General features: G+C 60.6%; 12 protein-coding genes, 1 tRNA gene and 3 pseudogenes. 10 read left to right on the top strand and 6 right to left on the bottom strand.

Features of this window, described 5'->3' with window-relative positions; translation table 11 throughout:
- Positions 1 to 71 precede the first annotated feature (71 nt).
- Together QF045_RS21100 and QF045_RS21095 are read left to right on the top strand one after the other, a co-directional pair.
- Entirely contained in the window at positions 72 to 2,534 is a 2,463-nt protein-coding gene (locus QF045_RS21100) for an EAL domain-containing protein (RefSeq protein ID WP_306493855.1), read from the top strand.
- Between the two features lie 76 nt (positions 2,535 to 2,610).
- Positions 2,611 to 3,384 (top strand): TenA family transcriptional regulator, encoded by a 774-nt coding sequence (locus QF045_RS21095; protein ID WP_373424493.1) that lies wholly within the window; start codon positions 2,611 to 2,613, stop codon positions 3,382 to 3,384.
- A 21-nt stretch (positions 3,385 to 3,405) separates the two neighbouring features.
- Here the strand turns inward: QF045_RS21095 and QF045_RS21090 are convergent, their stop codons facing one another.
- Positions 3,406 to 4,332, bottom strand: a complete 927-nt coding sequence (locus QF045_RS21090; RefSeq protein WP_306493853.1) for a GGDEF domain-containing protein — start codon at positions 4,330 to 4,332, stop codon at positions 3,406 to 3,408.
- Between the two features lie 302 nt (positions 4,333 to 4,634).
- Positions 4,635 to 5,774, bottom strand: coding sequence for an FMN-dependent L-lactate dehydrogenase LldD (lldD, locus tag QF045_RS21085; RefSeq protein WP_306493852.1), 1,140 nt, complete (start codon positions 5,772 to 5,774; stop codon positions 4,635 to 4,637).
- Positions 5,775 to 5,874: 100 nt separating this feature from the next.
- Between lldD and QF045_RS21080 the strand changes: the two genes are divergently transcribed.
- The 6 genes from QF045_RS21080 to QF045_RS21055 all read left to right on the top strand — a co-directional run bounded on the left by QF045_RS21080 (position 5,875) and on the right by QF045_RS21055 (position 10,621).
- Complete coding sequence (locus QF045_RS21080) at positions 5,875 to 6,777, top strand: LysR family transcriptional regulator (protein WP_306493851.1); 903 nt, start codon at positions 5,875 to 5,877, stop codon at positions 6,775 to 6,777.
- Between the two features lie 54 nt (positions 6,778 to 6,831).
- A tRNA-Asn gene (locus tag QF045_RS21075) sits at positions 6,832 to 6,907 on the top strand.
- Positions 6,908 to 7,046: 139 nt separating this feature from the next.
- Complete coding sequence (locus QF045_RS21070) at positions 7,047 to 7,586, top strand: GNAT family N-acetyltransferase (RefSeq protein WP_306493850.1); 540 nt, start codon at positions 7,047 to 7,049, stop codon at positions 7,584 to 7,586.
- 154 nt (positions 7,587 to 7,740) lie between these two features.
- Entirely contained in the window at positions 7,741 to 8,952 is a 1,212-nt protein-coding gene (locus QF045_RS21065; protein ID WP_306493849.1) for a YeeE/YedE family protein, read from the top strand.
- Between the two features lie 126 nt (positions 8,953 to 9,078).
- Positions 9,079 to 9,621 (top strand): cysteine hydrolase family protein, encoded by a 543-nt coding sequence (locus tag QF045_RS21060; protein ID WP_306493848.1) that lies wholly within the window; start codon positions 9,079 to 9,081, stop codon positions 9,619 to 9,621.
- 4 nt (positions 9,622 to 9,625) lie between these two features.
- Positions 9,626 to 10,621 carry a GlxA family transcriptional regulator gene (locus tag QF045_RS21055; RefSeq protein ID WP_306494935.1) on the top strand — a complete coding sequence of 332 codons (996 nt, stop codon included), beginning with the start codon at positions 9,626 to 9,628 and terminating at the stop codon, positions 10,619 to 10,621.
- On the opposite strand, the gene QF045_RS21050 is transcribed toward QF045_RS21055, so the two are convergent.
- Both QF045_RS21050 and QF045_RS21045 read right to left on the bottom strand, forming a co-directional pair.
- Entirely contained in the window at positions 10,593 to 10,763 is a 171-nt protein-coding gene (locus tag QF045_RS21050; RefSeq protein ID WP_306493847.1) for a DUF2986 domain-containing protein, read from the bottom strand. The two genes, QF045_RS21055 and QF045_RS21050, sit on opposite strands and share 29 nt — an antisense overlap.
- A gap of 184 nt (positions 10,764 to 10,947) precedes the next feature.
- Positions 10,948 to 12,182: pseudogene (locus tag QF045_RS21045) on the bottom strand (acyl-CoA dehydrogenase family protein).
- A 49-nt stretch (positions 12,183 to 12,231) separates the two neighbouring features.
- On the opposite strand from QF045_RS21045, the pseudogene QF045_RS21040 reads away from it, so the two are divergent.
- Together QF045_RS21040 and QF045_RS21035 are read left to right on the top strand one after the other, a co-directional pair.
- Positions 12,232 to 12,576: pseudogene (locus tag QF045_RS21040) on the top strand (aliphatic sulfonates ABC transporter substrate-binding protein); the annotation flags it as partial.
- Positions 12,577 to 12,782: 206 nt separating this feature from the next.
- Entirely contained in the window at positions 12,783 to 13,160 is a 378-nt protein-coding gene (locus QF045_RS21035) for an addiction module antidote protein (protein ID WP_306493846.1), read from the top strand.
- 68 nt (positions 13,161 to 13,228) lie between these two features.
- Here the strand turns inward: QF045_RS21035 and gudD are convergent.
- Positions 13,229 to 14,555, bottom strand: a pseudogene (gudD, locus tag QF045_RS21030) (glucarate dehydratase).
- Between the two features lie 18 nt (positions 14,556 to 14,573).
- Entirely contained in the window at positions 14,574 to 15,935 is a 1,362-nt protein-coding gene (locus QF045_RS21025) for an MFS transporter (protein ID WP_306494934.1), read from the bottom strand.
- Between the last annotated feature and the right edge of the window lie 24 nt (positions 15,936 to 15,959).

Here is a 15,959-nt window from a genome sequence, read left to right as displayed (position 1 = left end):
TTTAGCTTAGGCTGGGCGATCGGGAGCGGATTTTCGCGTGCGTATTGAGCTGTGCATGTGCAAGGGACTTCATGAAGCAAAAGCGGACTCTCGGAACGCCACGGCTGCTGGGCATTGTCTGGCCCTTTATCGCCGTTGTGCTGTTCCAGGCATTGTTAGGCTGCGTCAGTCTTTACGTGCTTTCGGCGGTGCGTGGCTATGTGGCAGGCGAAAGCCTGTGGTCCAAGGGCCAGAAGGATGCCATCTACTACCTGACCCTCTACGCCGATGATCGCGAGGCGAGCACCTACCTCAAGTACCAGCAGGCCATTGCCGTGCCGCAAGGCGGGCATGAATTGCGCATCGCGCTGGACCGCCCCACACCGGACATCGCCGCCGCCCGCCAAGGCATCATCAAGGGGGGCAACCACCCCGACGACGTCTCCAGCCTGATCTGGCTGTACCTCAACTTTCGTCATTTCAGCTACCTGGAAAAAGCCATCGAGCTGTGGACGGTGGGTGACGGCTACTTGTTGCAACTGGATGACCTCGCTCGGGAAATGCACGGTGCCATCGTTGCGCAAAGGGTCAATGCCAATGATGTGCGCCAGTGGAAGGCGCGCATCACCGCGATCAACGAAGGTGTGACACCGGCCGCCAAGGCGTTCAGTGATGCCTTGGGTGAAGGGTCGCGGATGATCCTGCGGCTGTTGTTGATCACCAACCTGGCCACGGCGCTGGGCCTGATCGTCCTGGCGCTGCTGCGCACGCACAAGCTGCTCGCCCAGCGCCATGCGTTCGCCGATGCGCTGCAGGCGGAAAAAGAGCGGGCGCAGATCACCCTTGAATCGATTGGCGACGGGGTCATCACCACCGACGTGGACGGTGCGATTGCCTATATGAACCCCGCCGCTGAGGCGCTGACCCACTGGACCTCGGCCCGGGCCCAGGGCCTGCCGTTGGCGGCGTTGTTCAAGTTGCTGGATGAAAACGCCGAGCCGGACGGCTTTACCCTGATCGAGCACATCATCACCGGCGACCTCAGTGGCGGCAGTGACCATTCCAAGCTGATCCAGCGCCTGGACGGCAGTACGGTCTCAGTGACGCTGGTTGGCGCGCCGATTCGCAGCGCTGGCAAGGTCAGTGGTGCGGTGCTGGTGCTGCATGACATGACTCAGGAGCGCCAGTACATCGCCAACCTTTCGTGGCAGGCGACCCACGATGCCTTGACCGGCCTGGCCAATCGCCGCGAATTCGAATACCGCCTGGAGCAGGTGCTGCAGCAGGTGGCGCGCCAGAAAAACGGCCGCCACGCCCTGATGTTCCTCGACCTGGACCAGTTCAAGCTGGTCAATGACACCTGCGGCCACGCGGCGGGCGACGAGTTGCTGCGCCACATCTGCGCGCTGCTGCAATCGGACCTGCGCGAAGGCGATACGCTGGCGCGGCTGGGTGGCGATGAGTTCGGCATTCTGCTGGAGAACTGCCCGGCATCGGTGGCCGAAAAGATCGCCGAGAGCCTGCGCCACACCGTGCAGAGCCTGCATTTTGTGTGGAAGGGTCGACCGTTCATGACCACCGTCAGCATCGGCCTGGTGCATATCTCACAAACCCCGACCACCCTGGAAACTTCCCTGCGCGCCGCCGACATGGCGTGCTACATGGCCAAGGAAAAGGGGCGCAACCGGGTGCAGGTGTATCACGCCGATGACTCGGAGCTGTCCCTGCGTTTTGGTGAGATGGCTTGGGTGCAGCGCCTGCACATGGCGCTGGAAGAGGATCGCTTTTGCCTGTACGCCCAGGAAATCTCCCCGCTGGGCCATACCGAGGCGGGCAATGGGCACGTCGAAATCCTGCTGCGGCTGCACGACGAAGCGGGGCGGATCATTCTGCCCGACAGTTTTATTCCAGCGGCCGAACGTTACGGCTTGATGACGTCCCTGGATCGCTGGGTGGTGGAAAACGTTTTCAAGATCATCGCGCGTTGCATGCATGAGCGTCCGGGCCGACCTATGGCCATGTGTGCGATTAATCTGTCAGGAATAACTATTGGCGATGATGATTTTCTCGGGTTTTTACGTGAGAAATTCGGCACTTACAGTATTCCGCCGGAAATGATTTGTTTTGAAATAACTGAAACCAGCGCCATCGCCAATTTAGGCAGCGCGATTCGTTTTATTAATGAACTCAAAGCGTTAGGTTGCCATTTTTCCTTGGATGACTTTTGCGCCGGAATGTCCTCATTCGCCTATCTCAAACATTTACCTGTAGACTTCCTGAAGATCGATGGAAGTTTCGTAAAGGATATGCTGGACGACCCGATTAACCGCGCCATGGTCGAAGTGATCAATCACATCGGCCATGTCATGGGTAAACGCACCATTGCCGAGTTTGTTGAAACGTCGCAGATCGAACAGGCGCTACTTGAGATAGGTGTGGACTACGCTCAAGGCTATCTGATCGAGCGTCCGCAACTGTTTACCTTTGATAGCCTGCAGTGCCGACCCGTGCGGCCACAGCCCCTGTTATTCAAGGCGCCCGGCACATTCCGCTGAAACTTTGCTGGTCTGTACATCACACTTAAAAAGGAGCCCTACAGTGATCGACGCATTCAACAGAACCGGCCCGCTTATGGAAGCCTCAAGTTACCCAACCTGGGCGCAGCAACTGATCCAGGACTGTAGCGAGAGCAAGCGTCGGGTTGTCGAACACGAACTGTACCAGCGCATGCGCGATAACGCGCTCAGCGCCAAGACCATGCGCCACTACCTGATCGGTGGCTGGCCAGTGGTGGAGCAGTTTGCCTTGTACATGGCACAAAACCTCACCAAGACCAAGTTTGCCCGTCATCCTGGGGAGGACATGGCGCGACGTTGGCTGATGCGCAACATTCGCGTGGAATTGAACCACGCCGATTACTGGGTGAACTGGGCGCATGCCCACGGCGTCAGCCTCGACGAGCTGCAGGCACAAGAAGTGCCACCGGAATTGCACGCATTGAGTCACTGGTGCTGGCACACCAGTTCTGCCGATTCGCTGATTGTCGCGATTGCCGCCACCAACTACGCCATCGAGGGAGCGACCGGGGAGTGGTCCGCCGTGGTCTGTTCCACGGGGGTGTATGCCGCCGCCTTCCCGGAGGAAGAACGCAAGCGCGCGATGAAATGGCTGAAGATGCACGCCCAGTACGATGACGCGCACCCTTGGGAAGCCCTGGAAATCATCTGCACGCTGGCCGGCACGAACCCGAGCAAGTCACTGCAGGTGGAGTTGCGCCAGGCGGTGTGCAAGAGCTACGACTATATGTATCTGTTCCTGGAAAGCTGCATGCGCCTGGAGCAAGAGAAGGAAAAGGCGCCGTCACTCGTTCGTGAGCGCCAGGCTCGCGTCGCCAGCGAGGCGTGAGGCACCGGTGATGGCGGGGTTCTACCCCGCCATGGCCAAGCGATTGCGGCCTTCGCGCTTGGCCACGTACAACGCATTGTCGGCCCGGCGCAGCAGGCTTTCAGCCGACTCCGCCGCCAGCAACGTCGAGCAGCCCAGGCTGACCGTCAATTCGACCCGCTTACCCTCCACCCAATAATCCTGGGCTTGGGCCGCCTGGCGCAGGCGCTCGCCGACCATCCGCGCCGCATCGCGCCCGGTATTGGAAAGCAGGATCAGAAACTCTTCCCCGCCGAACCGAAACACCATGTCCACGTTGCGCAACTGACTTTTGATTGCTGCGGCCACGGCGCGCAGTACGCTGTCGCCAGCCGTATGGCCGTGGGTGTCATTGACCCTTTTGAAATGATCGATGTCCAGCATCAACAGGGACAGCGGGTGCATGTGGCGCCGAGCCATGTCAATTTCCCGTTGCAGGGTCTGGTCCATGGCGACGCGATTGCCGGTTTCGGTCAAGGGATCGCGTAACGCGCTGCGAGTGGCGGTGCGGTAGAGCAGGGCGTTACGCATGGGATAGAGCAACGTGGCCAGCAGGGATTCGAGTTGGCCGAGTTCTTCTTCCAGAAAACGTTGGTTGCGGCGAAATATCAGCTCGCCCAAGTGCTCACCCTCATGGCTCAAGGTGTAGCTCACCGAATGATGGCCGCGATGGCCGAACTCAAGGCGCAGGTCGCTGATGGCATGGCGGTAATGCAGGGCATCCAGCGGCACCAGGTGTTGCACTTCACGGAAGAACAGGGCGAGGATGCGCTCCGGTTCCAGGCTGGTCTGCAATTGCTGGCCCAGTTGCTGGCGAAGCTGGCCGAGGCTGGTGGGGCGATGGGGACGAAGGGACGGCTGACCGAATCCCAGGCGTTGCAATTTGGCACTGTCGAAGTCAATTGCGTTGGTCTGGGTCGGTGTTTTCATAATTAGGCGGCCTCTAAGCACTTGACTGTCTTACAGGCGGGATGAGAGTGGCATGTGCCAAGCGTCTTACTGTTCCTTCAGTTCCGTAAAACATTGGAAACAGTCTAAACCGCTTTGTGCTGGGTTATAAGCCCAGTGCACTGCCACACGTCTTGTCATCGCTTGACCTGCTTGAGTGGGGTTAGAGCTAGATTCGTGCCAAATCGTTTGAATTAATAATTAGCTATATAAATCAACCGACTGCCAGGGTTCGAAAAGCAGTCAACGTTCAGTCGCGTCATTTCTCTGGCTAAGGTTGAGGGTCATGACGCGGTTACCAGTGTGGAGCGGTCGATCTGTGCGATGGAGGTGACGCCGGTCAGCGTCATCGCCACTCGCATTTCCTTGGCGAAGATATCCAGCAGGTTTTCCACGCCATGTTGGCCGTCGGCCGCCAGCGCATACACCGTAGAGCGCCCCAGCAGGCAGGCCTTGGCGCCGAGCGCGAGCATGCGCACCACGTCGAGCCCGGAGCGAATACCCGAATCCACCAACACCGTGAGGTCATCGCCGACTGCCTCGGCAATCGGCGGCAACGCCTTGGCGGTGGACAGCACGCCATCGAGCTGGCGCCCGCCATGGTTGGAGACCACGATGCCGTCGGCGCCGAAGCTCACGGCATCCTTGGCGTCCTGCGGGTCCAGAATGCCTTTGATGATCATCGGGCCTTTCCAGAATTCGCGAATCCACTCCAGATCTTTCCAACTGATCGACGGGTCGAAGTTGCTGGCCAGCCAGCCAATGTAGTCTTCCAGGTGCGTGGGTTTGCCCAAGTACCTGGAAATACTGCCGAGGTCGTGGGGACGGCCCATCACGCCCACATCGAAGGCCCATTGCGGCTTGGTCACGGCCTGCAACATTCGCCGTTGCGCCGCATACGGCCCGGACATGCCCGAGTGCGCATCACGGTAACGGGCACCGGGGGTTGGCATGTCGACAGTGAACACCAGTGTGGTAACTCCCGCCGCTTGCGCCCGCTCCAGGGCATTGCGCATAAAGCCGCGATCCTTGAGCACGTACAGCTGGAACCAGATCGACTGTGGGCTTTGCGAAGCCACTTCCTCAATCGGGCACACCGACACCGTCGACAGGCAGAAAGGCACGCCTTTGTTCGCCGCAGCCTTGGCCGCTTGTACTTCACCGCGGCGTGCGTACATGCCCGTCAAGCCGACCGGGCTGAGAATGACCGGCATGGCCAGTTCCTGATCGAAGAGCGTGGTCTTCAAGCTCAGGTTGTCCACGTTGCGCAAGATGCGCTGGCGCAGGCTGATTGCTGCCAGGTCCGAGCTATTGGCGCGCAGTGTGTGCTCGGCGTAGGCGCCACCATCGATATAGTCGAATAAAAAGCGCGGCAACTTGCGCTTGGCGGCCGCGCGGTAATCGGATGCGGACGAAATAATCATGCACGTGGGCTCCACTCGGGAAAGTGCTCCACGATAAGCAAAGTTCTGGCATGATAAAAACAACTTTTATCGCTGCCACCCAGTCGTTTAAGGAATACTGATGAACCTGCGAACCCTGCGAGCGTTTGTCGAAGTGGTACGCCAGGGTGGTTTTTCCCAGGCGGCCGAGGTGGTGTCCCTGACCCAGTCCACCGTCAGCAAGGCGGTGAAGACCCTTGAGGAAGAATTGGGCACACCGCTGCTCAACCGTCTCGGCCATAGGAACGAACTCACCGCCGCTGGCGAAATTGCCTACCGCCGCGCCCTGGTACTGCTTGCCGAGCATCATGACCTGATGGTGGAGATCAACGACCTGCGCGGCTTCAAGCGCGGGGTGCTGCGTATCGGCCTGCCGCCGGTGGGGTGTGGCGTACTGTTCGCTGCAATGTTTGCCACCTACCGCACACGCTACCCCGACATCGACATCGAGCTCACCGAATACGGCAGCAAGAAACTGCGCGAATGCCTCGAAGCAGGGGAGGTCGACCTGGCGGCCTTGCTGCTGCCGGTAGACGAGGGCTTCGACTATCAGCCTGTACGCAACGAACCGTTGATTGCCGTATTGCCTGTCAGCCACCCATTGGCGCGCCGCAAACGCATTGACTTCACCGACCTGGCGGACTCACCGTTCATTCTGTTCGAAGCGGGTTTTGCCCTCAACGCGAAAATCCTCGCCGCCTGCGAACGCAAGGGCGTTGTTCCCAAAGTGACGGCACGCAGCGGGCAGATCGACTTTATTGTCGACCTGGTCACCGCCGGCCTGGGCGTGGCCTTCCTGCCACGGATGCTGGCGCACAAACACCAACACGCCGGCATCGCACTGATCCCCTTGAACGAGCCACACACCGACTGGCACATCGCCCTGGCCTGGCGCGCCAGCGCCCACTTGCCACCGGCAGCGCGAGCCTGGCTGGAACTGGCCAAGGAGCAGGCGGTTTCGACCGATCATCCTGCGCAGGCGTGACGCACGTCAGAAGAGGGTTGACTTCTTCTTTTTAATCAGTAACATACGGCGCATTCCGCGATAGCTCAGTTGGTAGAGCAAATGACTGTTAATCATTGGGTCCCTGGTTCGAGTCCAGGTCGTGGAGCCAGATAGAGAAAAGCCTGCAGCGATGCAGGCTTTTTTTTGCCTTGGATTTGACCAAGCCATCCAGATGCATGGCGCAATTCGTGATGCCACCTTTAATCCTTCGATTCGTTAAACTCAGTCATCAATGGGTTGGAGGGCGTATGGAGTACTCAGGTGAAGGATTTTTTCTTCGAGCATTAACGAGTGACGACTGTGAGCTGATTAACCGCTACGAAAAAGCGAATCGTGGTCACTTGCAACGCTGGGAACCGCTAAGGGATGAGCAGTACTTCACCGCTGAGAGCGCTAGGGCGAGGGTCCAGGAGCAGCTTGAAAGTATGCAAGCCGCAGGGGCCGTTTTTTTTCTCCTGCTGGAACCTGAGAGTGGAGAGCTTCTGGGGCGCTGTAATTACACGAACATCGTGAGGGGCGTTTTTCAAGCATGCAACCTCGGCTTTTCACTGGCAGAAGCTGCCCAAGGCAGAGGTTTGATGAGAAAAGCACTTCAAATCACCAACGATTACTGCTTTGAGCAAGTCGGCCTGCATCGAATTATGGCCAACCATTTGCCGAGCAATGTGCGAAGCGAGCGCCTTCTACAGTCCTTGGGGTTTGAAAGGGAGGGCTACGCCCGAGCCTACCTAAAAATTGCTGATGCTTGGGAAGACCATGTACTGAGATCGCTGATTAATCTTCGATAAAAGTTCACATTGGTGGGAGAGGGCGCTATCTGTTGGCTGTCACGAGTCACGAGTTTGACTGGCTAAGCCGTCTGGTATTTCCAAACATACTGACTAAGTCGGTCGCAATCACTCCGGGTTTATACTGGTCACCTTCAAACACATCGAGATCCCCATGAGCACCTCTCTTTCCCTGACGCCGGCGCGCAAGCCAGTCGCGCCCCTGGTGGCCTTTATCGTCCTGGTAGCAGGCGCCCTGTTCCTGCAAAACGCGGTGGGTATCCGCCAGGTTCTGCTGTTGATCGTCGGCGCCGCCTTGGGCTTGACGCTGTACCACGCCGCCTTTGGTTTTACCTCGGCCTGGCGGGTGTTTATCAAGGACCGGCGCGGCGCCGGGTTGCGGGCGCAGATGGTGATGCTGGCGGTGGCGGTGGTGCTGTTTTTCCCGGCGCTGGGGGCGGGAACCTTGTTTGGCCAGCCGGTGGTCGGGTTGGTGGCGCCGGCTGGGGTGTCGGTGGTATTCGGGGCCTTTATCTTCGGCATTGGCATGCAATTGGGCGGTGGTTGTGCGTCGGGCACGCTGTTCACCGTGGGCGGCGGCAATGCGCGCATGTTGGTGACCCTGCTGTTCTTTATCTGCGGCTCGTTGATCGCCACTCATCATGTTGACTGGTGGTTTGCCTTGCCGTCATTTGCGCCCGTTTCAATCGTCAAAAGCTTCGGCGTACTGCCGGCGTTGGTCCTGAGCCTGGCGGTGTTCGCGATCATTGCGCTGGTGACCGTGCGCCTGGAGAAGGGCCGCCACGGCCAGCTTGAAGTCGGCGTGAGTAGCGAACATCAAGGCCTGCGCCGCTTCCTGCGCGGGCCTTGGCCGCTGGTGTGGGGGGCAATCGGCCTGGCCCTGCTCAACTATGCCACGCTGGCCCTGGCCGGGCGGCCATGGGGGATTACTTCGGCGTTCGCGCTGTGGGGCGCCAAGGTGGCGAGTGGGCTGGGTGTGGACGTCGCCAGCTGGGCGTTCTGGCAAATGCCGGGCAACGCCAAGGCCCTGGCTGCACCGGTCTGGGAAGACATCACCAGCGTCATGGACATCGGCATCGTGCTTGGCGCGTTGTTGGCCGCTGGCCTGGCCGGGCGTTTCGCGCCGAGTTTGAAGATTCCGGCACGCTCGTTGATCGCGGCGGTCATCGGCGGGCTGTTGCTCGGTTATGGTTCGCGCCTGGCGTACGGCTGCAACATCGGCGCCTACTTCAGCGGGATCGCCTCGGGCAGCCTGCATGGCTGGCTGTGGCTGGTGGCAGCGTTTATCGGCAATAGTGTGGGCGTGCGCCTGCGGCCGTTCTTCTTCGCTGGCGAACGGCCCCAGGTCGCGTTGAGTGGTTGCTGAAGAGTGGCGAAGGTCGCATGTCCGAATCGGTCCTGAACCGGTCCGTCTCGCGCCTGTTGCGCATCCGGCCCGGTCCTTACCATGGCTTGCATCATTCATCGCAACGTAAGTCAGGAAGGACCACCCATGCGCCACAAAGCCCTGATCGTGATCGACGCCCAGCATTCCTTTCGTCATTCATCCTACTGGTCCGAAAATGACCTGCCCGATTACCTGGCAAACCAGCAGGCGCTCATCGACGGTTGTGTTCAGCAAGGCATACCGGTGGTACAAGTCTTTCATGTGGAAGACCAGGGGCATTTTTCGATGGCATCGGGCAACGTCAGGGCATTGAGCGAACTGTCGATCGATCCGCAGTTGGTCATCCACAAACGCTACCACAGCGCTTTTGCCGGTACGGCGTTGGCCGCGCACCTCACGCAGAGGGGCATCACCACGTTGATCATCAGTGGTATTCGCACCGAACAGTGCTGTGAAACCACGACGCGGCAGGCCTCGGACAGCGGTTTTAATGTCGACTTCGTCAGTGAGGCCACGCTGACTTTTGCTATGACCCACGTACGCAGCGGCCGCGTCTATACCCCGGCGCAGATTCGCGAGCGAACGGAGCTGGTCCTGGAGGATCGGTTTGCGCGCATCGTCACCGTCGCCCAGGCATTGGCGGGGTGAACCGATGAGCGTGCCGGTGCTGTTCGTGCTGTTGCCCAATGTGCTGATGCTCGATCTGGCGGGCCCTGCCGAAGTGCTGCGCCTGGCCGCGCAGGTCGATGACCCGGCGGCCGTGGCTTTCGAGCTGCAGTACGTCAGCCCGGTGGCGTCGCTGCATAGCTCCATCGGCTTGCCGCTGACGGGCCTGGCACCTTTGCCGAGCAGCCTGGCGCCGGGCACCCTGGTGGTGTTGGTCGGCTCCAGCATGAAGGTAGAGAAAACACGCCAGCAAGCCTTTGAATCAGCCAGCGACCGCCTGGTGCAGTGGCTGCAGAATGTGTTCGCGCCGTCCGGCGAGCGGTTGATGTGCGTGTGCGCCGGCGCGCTGACGGCCGCCCGCGCGGGGCTGCTCGACGGGCGCCAATGCACCACGCATCACGCGCTGTGCGCCACCCTCCAGGCGCTGGCGCCGAAGGCCCGGGTCCTGGAAAACCGCCTTTACGTCACTGACGGTCCGGTCAGTTGCAGTGCCGGGATCACCGCCGGCATCGATATGATGCTGCACCTGGTCGCCGAGCGCGCCGGGCCCCGGCTGGCGTGCGCCGTGGCGCGGGATATGGTGGTGTATGTGCGCCGCAGCGGCAGTGATCCGCAGCTATCGCCATGGATAACCGGGCGTAATCACCTGCACCCGGCCGTGCACCGCGTGCAGGACGCTATCGCCTGCGCCCCCTGCGAAGCCTGGACCGTCAGCCGCATGGCGGACCTGGCCTGCACCGGCAGTCGCCATCTGGCGCGCCTGTTCCACGAGCATGTCGGCATCAGCCCGCTGGATTACCTGCACCGCCTGCGCCTGGCCGTGGCCCGCGAGCTGTTGGTCGAGTCGAGCCTGGATATCGAAACCGTCGCCGAGCGCGCAGGCTTTGGTTCGGCGCGCCATCTGCGGCGTATCTGGGGCAAATACGAAGCGGGCACGCCTTCAGCGATGCGCCTTATTCAGCAGGCGTCTCGGGGGACGTAACCGGCGTTTGGTCGGCCTCGGCCGCCAGCTTCAAACGGTCGGCCTTGCTGACGTATTTATCTTTGCTTTTTGGCGCCAGTTTGGCGCTGGCCTTTTTAGCTTTGGCCTTGAAGAGTTGCTGGAGTTTTTTCTGGCGGTTCATGGGTGTTGGCCTGGTGGGTGAGGGCGCGGATGATACCAGCTTCAAAAGCTTGGCCCGATCAACGTGCCAGAAACTGGGTTATCCGTAGGACCACCACGTCGTCTCGGATCAGATGGGGCTTGGCAGTTTTGGTCATGTGCTGGCCTCCCGCTCTACCTATCACGCGCGCCATGTCAGCTGGCAGTCACGGCGCCACGCCCACCCGCCATTGTCCCGGCGGCAGCACGCCATTGACCAGGTAATCGCCGACGATCCGCGACTTGTACACCCGCGGGTTGTGGTTCGCCAAGGTGCGCGCATTGCGCCACAGCCGGTCCAGCGCCTTGTCACTGGCGGTGGCACTCGCGCCGAGGGCATCGAACAGTGCGGTGGTGGCGGCAAGCGTCGCATCCACCACCGGATTCACCGCCAGGCACACTTCCAGCTCTGCCAGTGCCACCTGCGGGTCGTCAGCCGGCAGGGCTTGCTGAGCGGCGATCACTGCGTACGCGGTGTGCTCCAGCCGCTGCGCCGCTTGCTGAGTGATGGCGTGAGCCGCATAGGCTTGGCTGGCGACTTCGCCGATCACTTGCAGCAATTGCACATCGCGGCCCGCCGTGTCGGCATTGCCGGTGGTGAAGGTCCGCGCACGCTTGCGCAGTTCTTCGGCGCCGCTCAACGCGGCACGGCGGGCGATCCCGGCAAGGGTGCTCAAGTGGTACAGCTGGTAGAACGACTGGCCGTGGCCGAAGCGCTGGTCCGTGGGGCGCAGGTCGTCCTCCACTAAGGCATTGTCGAAGACACAGGCGCCGCTGGCGGTGAGGCGTTGGCCGAAGCCGTTCCAGTCGTCGATGATCTGCACACCGGGCGCTTTGAGGTCGACCACCACACTGTAGGTCTTGCCGTCTTCAAAGGTGGCGAGGGTGCTGATCAGGTCGCTGTAGAGCGCGCCGGTGGTGTAGAACTTTTTGCCGCTGATGCGCAGTGCGCCGGCTTGATCACGGTAGAGCCGGGTGTCGAAATCGCCACGGGCCTGGCTGCCCACTTCGGTGCTGCCGGGCGAGAGCAGGGCGCCCTGGCTCAGGCGGTCCAGCCATTTGGCGCGCCACTGGACATCTTTGGCGCTGAGCACGTCCTCGCAAAAACCAAAGTGCCCGCGCAGTGCCTGGGTGATATTGGTGTCTGCGGCGGACAGCTCGGCCAGCAGCGCGACAGTTCAACCAGCGTCGCGCCATGGCCGCCATAACTTTGTGGCAGACGCCAGCGTGGCAGGCCGAGTGCGTTCAGTTGCTCGATGACGGCGGCCAGGCTGCCGCGCGATTGATCCGCTTCGGCAGCCTGCGCAAGGATCTGCGCAAAGAGCGGGCGAAACGGTGCGGCCAGTTGTTCGTAACGGGCGGAGGGCGCGATGCCCCAGATATTCAAAGCGGGAGTCGACATGCGATGGACCTTGCTGAAAGTGGCTCAGGTGCTGGGGTCCAGTGGTCTGGTGATCCGTAATGCCAAGGGCCTGATGAGCGCGCCCACGTATATCGTCGCGTATGAACCGGCGCTGGCGCAGAAAGGCGCGATCATCAAGGATTTTATCGCGCGCCTGACCCGCGCCCGTGTCTGGAGCAGCACCCACGTCGACGAATATGCCGAGGCCTGGTCCAAGGCCAACCAGTCCGCGCCGGACATCGCCAAGGTGTGGTTCAAGCGCGACGCGATCAAGGTGCTGCCAATCTCGCCCACGATCATCAGCGAAGCCCAGGCCACGGCGGATTTTCTGGTAGATGCGCAGATGCTCAAGCAGCGGTATGACGTGACGCCGTTGTTTGATCGGGCGCTTTAAACGCGAGTGAAACAAGCGCTAATAGTATCGAACGGCTGCTCAGCTGGTTGCTGGACTAGGGTTTTTTCTTGCGGCCTACACCGCACTAAAAAATTCGCTGGCATCAACAGGGAGTAGCCAGTAGGCTACATTTGGCTTTGTGATCAATACGATTGGCAAGACGCTGGAGTTCGATACATGGCTCGATGCCCTGAGAGGTAGATGAAATGAGCGAATCGAAATTCAAACCCGAGGACATGCCGATCCTCGACCTTGATACCTCCGGGACCAGCGTCTACGAAGCTTCGCGCTTCCTCGACGATCCCGAGGCTATCAGCGCCTACCTTGCGCATAGCATGGAGGCTCAAGACCCGCACATCCTCATGAAAGCCCTTGCCGAAGTGGCCAAGGCCCAAGGCGTGAACAAAGTGGCCGAGGCTGCGGGCGTCAATCGGGAGAGTTTGTATAAAACCCTCAAGGGCGGCTCTAAAACGCGCTATGAGACGGTCCAGAAGTTAATGGCAGCGTTGGGGGTAGAGCTGACCGTGCGGCCGCTTGCGCGCAAGAAAGCGTCGGTAGCAAAACCCGTGGCCGCTGGCAAATAAGCGACCACGGCGCTGACTGCAGGAGCGGTCGAGCCCCTGCGAGGCTGCGATGGCTCCCACATCCAGCCCTACCGCACCAGGCAAGGACGCTTGTTGTCGAAGTTCCAGCCCGGAATCAGGAACTGCATCGCCACGCTGTCATCCCGTGCCCCCAGCCCCATGCCTTTGTATAACTCGTGGGCGCGGGCAAACGGCGTCCATGTCGATATCCACGCCTAGGCCAGGCTTGGCGGGCACCTTCACGTAACCGCCCTCAATCTGCAGTGGCGCCTTGGTCAAGCGCTGGCCGTCTTGCCAGATCCAATGCGTGTCGATAGCCGTGATGTCACCCGGCGCGGCGGCCGCCACTTGAGTGAACATTGCCAGGGAAATATCGAAGTGGTTGTTGGAGTGCGAACCCCAGGTCAGGCCCCACTCGTTGCACATCTGCGCCACGCGCACTGAGCCTTGCATCGTCCAGAAGTGCGGATCGGCGAGGGGAATGTCCACCGATTGCAACTGGATCGCATGGCCCATCTCGCGCCAGTCGGTGGCGATCATGTTGGTGGCGGTTTTCAGGCCCGTGGCGCGGCGAAATTCAGCCATGACTTCGCGGCCCGAGTAACCATTTTCGGCACCGCAGGGATCTTCGGCATAGGCGAGCACGTGATGCTGGTCGCGGCACAGGCGGATCGCTTCCTTGAGTGACCAGGCGCCGTTTGGGTCGAGGGTGATACGCGCATCCGGAAAGCGCTCGGCCAGGGCGGTGACGGCTTCGATTTCCTCGTCACCACTCAGTACGCCGCCCTTGAGCTTGAAGTCATTGAAACCGTATTTCGCTTTGGCGGCTTCGGCCAGGCGCACCACGGCGTCGGCGGTCAGGGCCTTTTCATGGCGCAGGCGAAACCAGTCGTCATCGGCGTCGGCTTCATTGCGATAGGCCAGGTCGGTGGCGCTGCGGTCGCCGACGTAGAACAGATAACCGAGCATTTTCACCGCATCGCGTTGCTGGCCCTCACCGAGCAGGGCTGCCACCGGCACTTCAAGGAACTGGCCGAGCAGGTCGAGCAGGGCGGCCTCCATCGCGGTCACGGCGTGAATGGTGATGCGCAGGTCAAAGGTTTGCAGCCCACGACCCGCGGCATCCCGTGAGGCAAAGGTGGTGCGCATTTGATTGAGGATGCGCTGGTACTGCCCGATCGGCTGGCCGATCACCAGGCTGCGCGCGTCTTCCAGGGTTTGGCGAATGCGTTCGCCACCGGGCACTTCACCCACGCCGGTATTGCCGCTGCTGTCCTTGAGAATCACGATATTGCGGGTAAAAAAAGGCCCATGGGCGCCGCTCAGGTTCAACAGCATGCTGTCGTGGCCGGCGACGGGGATGACGTGGAAATCGGTGACGATGGGAGTGGTCATGGCAAGGTCCTGAGTGACTTAAAGAGGTTTGCTGATGGCGGCGCGCGTGGGTGCGGCGTCAGGCGAGGTCAGCACGGCAGAAGGCGAAGTCTTGGCGAAAAACACCAGGATCGCCGCCAGCACTGAGGTGCCCGCCAGGCCGTAGAGCCCGCCCTGGATCGAACCGGTGGTCTGCTCCAGAAAACCGAACGTGGTCGGTGCGACAAAGCCGCCGAGGTTGCCGATGGAGTTGATCAGCGCGATCACGGCGGCGGCGATGCGCACATCCAGATAGCCCTGGGGGATTGGCCAGAACAGTGAAGAGGCTGACTTGAAACCGATGGCGGCAAAGCAGATCGCCACGAAGGCAAAGATCGGCCCGCCAGTGGTGGACATGAACATGCCGACGGCAGCAATCAGCAGCGCGGCGGCAACCCAGGCCTGCTGGAACTTGAACTTGCCCGACAGCGAGGCGAAGGCGTACATGGCGATGATCGAGATCAGCCAAGGAATCGAGTTGAAAAACCCGACCTGCACATCGCTCAGGTCCCCCATTTTCTTGATGATGCTCGGCAGCCAGAATGTCGCGGCATAAATCGTCAGTTGGATGCAGAAATACAAGGCGCAGAACAGCAGGATCTGCCGGTCCTTGAGCAGCTTGCCGAGGGTTGGCTTGACCGTAGTCAGGGCTTCGCGATCACGCTGTTCCTGGTCGATAGCTTCCACCAGCGTGTCTTGTTCCTCACGGCTGAGCCATTTGGCGTCATGAGGCTTGGAGTCCAGCCAGAACCATACGAAGAAGCCCAGCGCCACCGAGGCCAGGCCTTCGATGGCGAACATCCATTGCCAGCCGTGAAAGCCGAAACCTTCGATCTGCAACAGCGCACCCGACAGCGGGCCGGAGATCAGTGATGCAACCGCCGAGCCGCTGAGGAAGATCGCAATGGCTTTGCCGCGTTCCACCCCGGGCAGCCAGCGCGTGAAGTAGTAGATCACCCCCGGAAAGAAGCCCGCTTCAGCCACGCCGAGCAGGAAGCGCAGGATATAAAAGTGGGTTTCGTTCTGGATGAACGCCATGAGCGTGGCGACGATGCCCCAGGTGAACATGATGCGGGTCAGCCAGATGCGCGCGCCGACTTTCTGCAGCAGCATATTGGACGGCACTTCGAAGATGGCGTAGCCAATGAAGAACAGCCCGGCGCCGAAGCCATAGGCCGCCGCGCCGATGCCCAGGTCATGCTCCATGTGTGTGCGCACGAAGCCGATGTTGACCCGGTCGATGTAGTTGAGGATGAACATGATCACGAACAGTGGGAGCACATGGCCCTTCACTTTGCTCACGGCGCGGGTGAGCACCGAATCAGTTTCTGGTGCGGCAGGTGCATGGCTTGAAGTGTTCACCATTCAAAACTCCCCCTGATTTGT

Source organism: Pseudomonas sp. W4I3, from assembly GCF_030816195.1.
GTDB lineage: Bacteria > Pseudomonadota > Gammaproteobacteria > Pseudomonadales > Pseudomonadaceae > Aquipseudomonas.
Note: the sequence above shows the minus strand (reverse complement) of the source record. Positions and strands in the feature narration are given on the sequence as shown.

What these genes read in the sequence shown, in the direction of transcription:
- QF045_RS21100 (WP_306493855.1), top strand. Translation starts at nt 72, where the DNA reads ATGAAGCAAAAGCGGACTCTCGGAACGCCACGGCTGCTGGGCATTGTC.
- QF045_RS21095 (WP_373424493.1), top strand. Translation starts at nt 2,611, where the DNA reads ATGGAAGCCTCAAGTTACCCAACCTGGGCGCAGCAACTGATCCAGGAC.
- QF045_RS21090 (WP_306493853.1), bottom strand. Translation starts at nt 4,332, where the DNA reads ATGAAAACACCGACCCAGACCAACGCAATTGACTTCGACAGTGCCAAA.
- lldD (WP_306493852.1), bottom strand. Translation starts at nt 5,774, where the DNA reads ATGATTATTTCGTCCGCATCCGATTACCGCGCGGCCGCCAAGCGCAAG.
- QF045_RS21080 (WP_306493851.1), top strand. Translation starts at nt 5,875, where the DNA reads ATGAACCTGCGAACCCTGCGAGCGTTTGTCGAAGTGGTACGCCAGGGT.
- QF045_RS21070 (WP_306493850.1), top strand. Translation starts at nt 7,047, where the DNA reads ATGGAGTACTCAGGTGAAGGATTTTTTCTTCGAGCATTAACGAGTGAC.
- QF045_RS21065 (WP_306493849.1), top strand. Translation starts at nt 7,741, where the DNA reads ATGAGCACCTCTCTTTCCCTGACGCCGGCGCGCAAGCCAGTCGCGCCC.
- QF045_RS21060 (WP_306493848.1), top strand. Translation starts at nt 9,079, where the DNA reads ATGCGCCACAAAGCCCTGATCGTGATCGACGCCCAGCATTCCTTTCGT.
- QF045_RS21055 (WP_306494935.1), top strand. Translation starts at nt 9,626, where the DNA reads ATGAGCGTGCCGGTGCTGTTCGTGCTGTTGCCCAATGTGCTGATGCTC.
- QF045_RS21050 (WP_306493847.1), bottom strand. Translation starts at nt 10,763, where the DNA reads ATGAACCGCCAGAAAAAACTCCAGCAACTCTTCAAGGCCAAAGCTAAA.
- QF045_RS21035 (WP_306493846.1), top strand. Translation starts at nt 12,783, where the DNA reads ATGAGCGAATCGAAATTCAAACCCGAGGACATGCCGATCCTCGACCTT.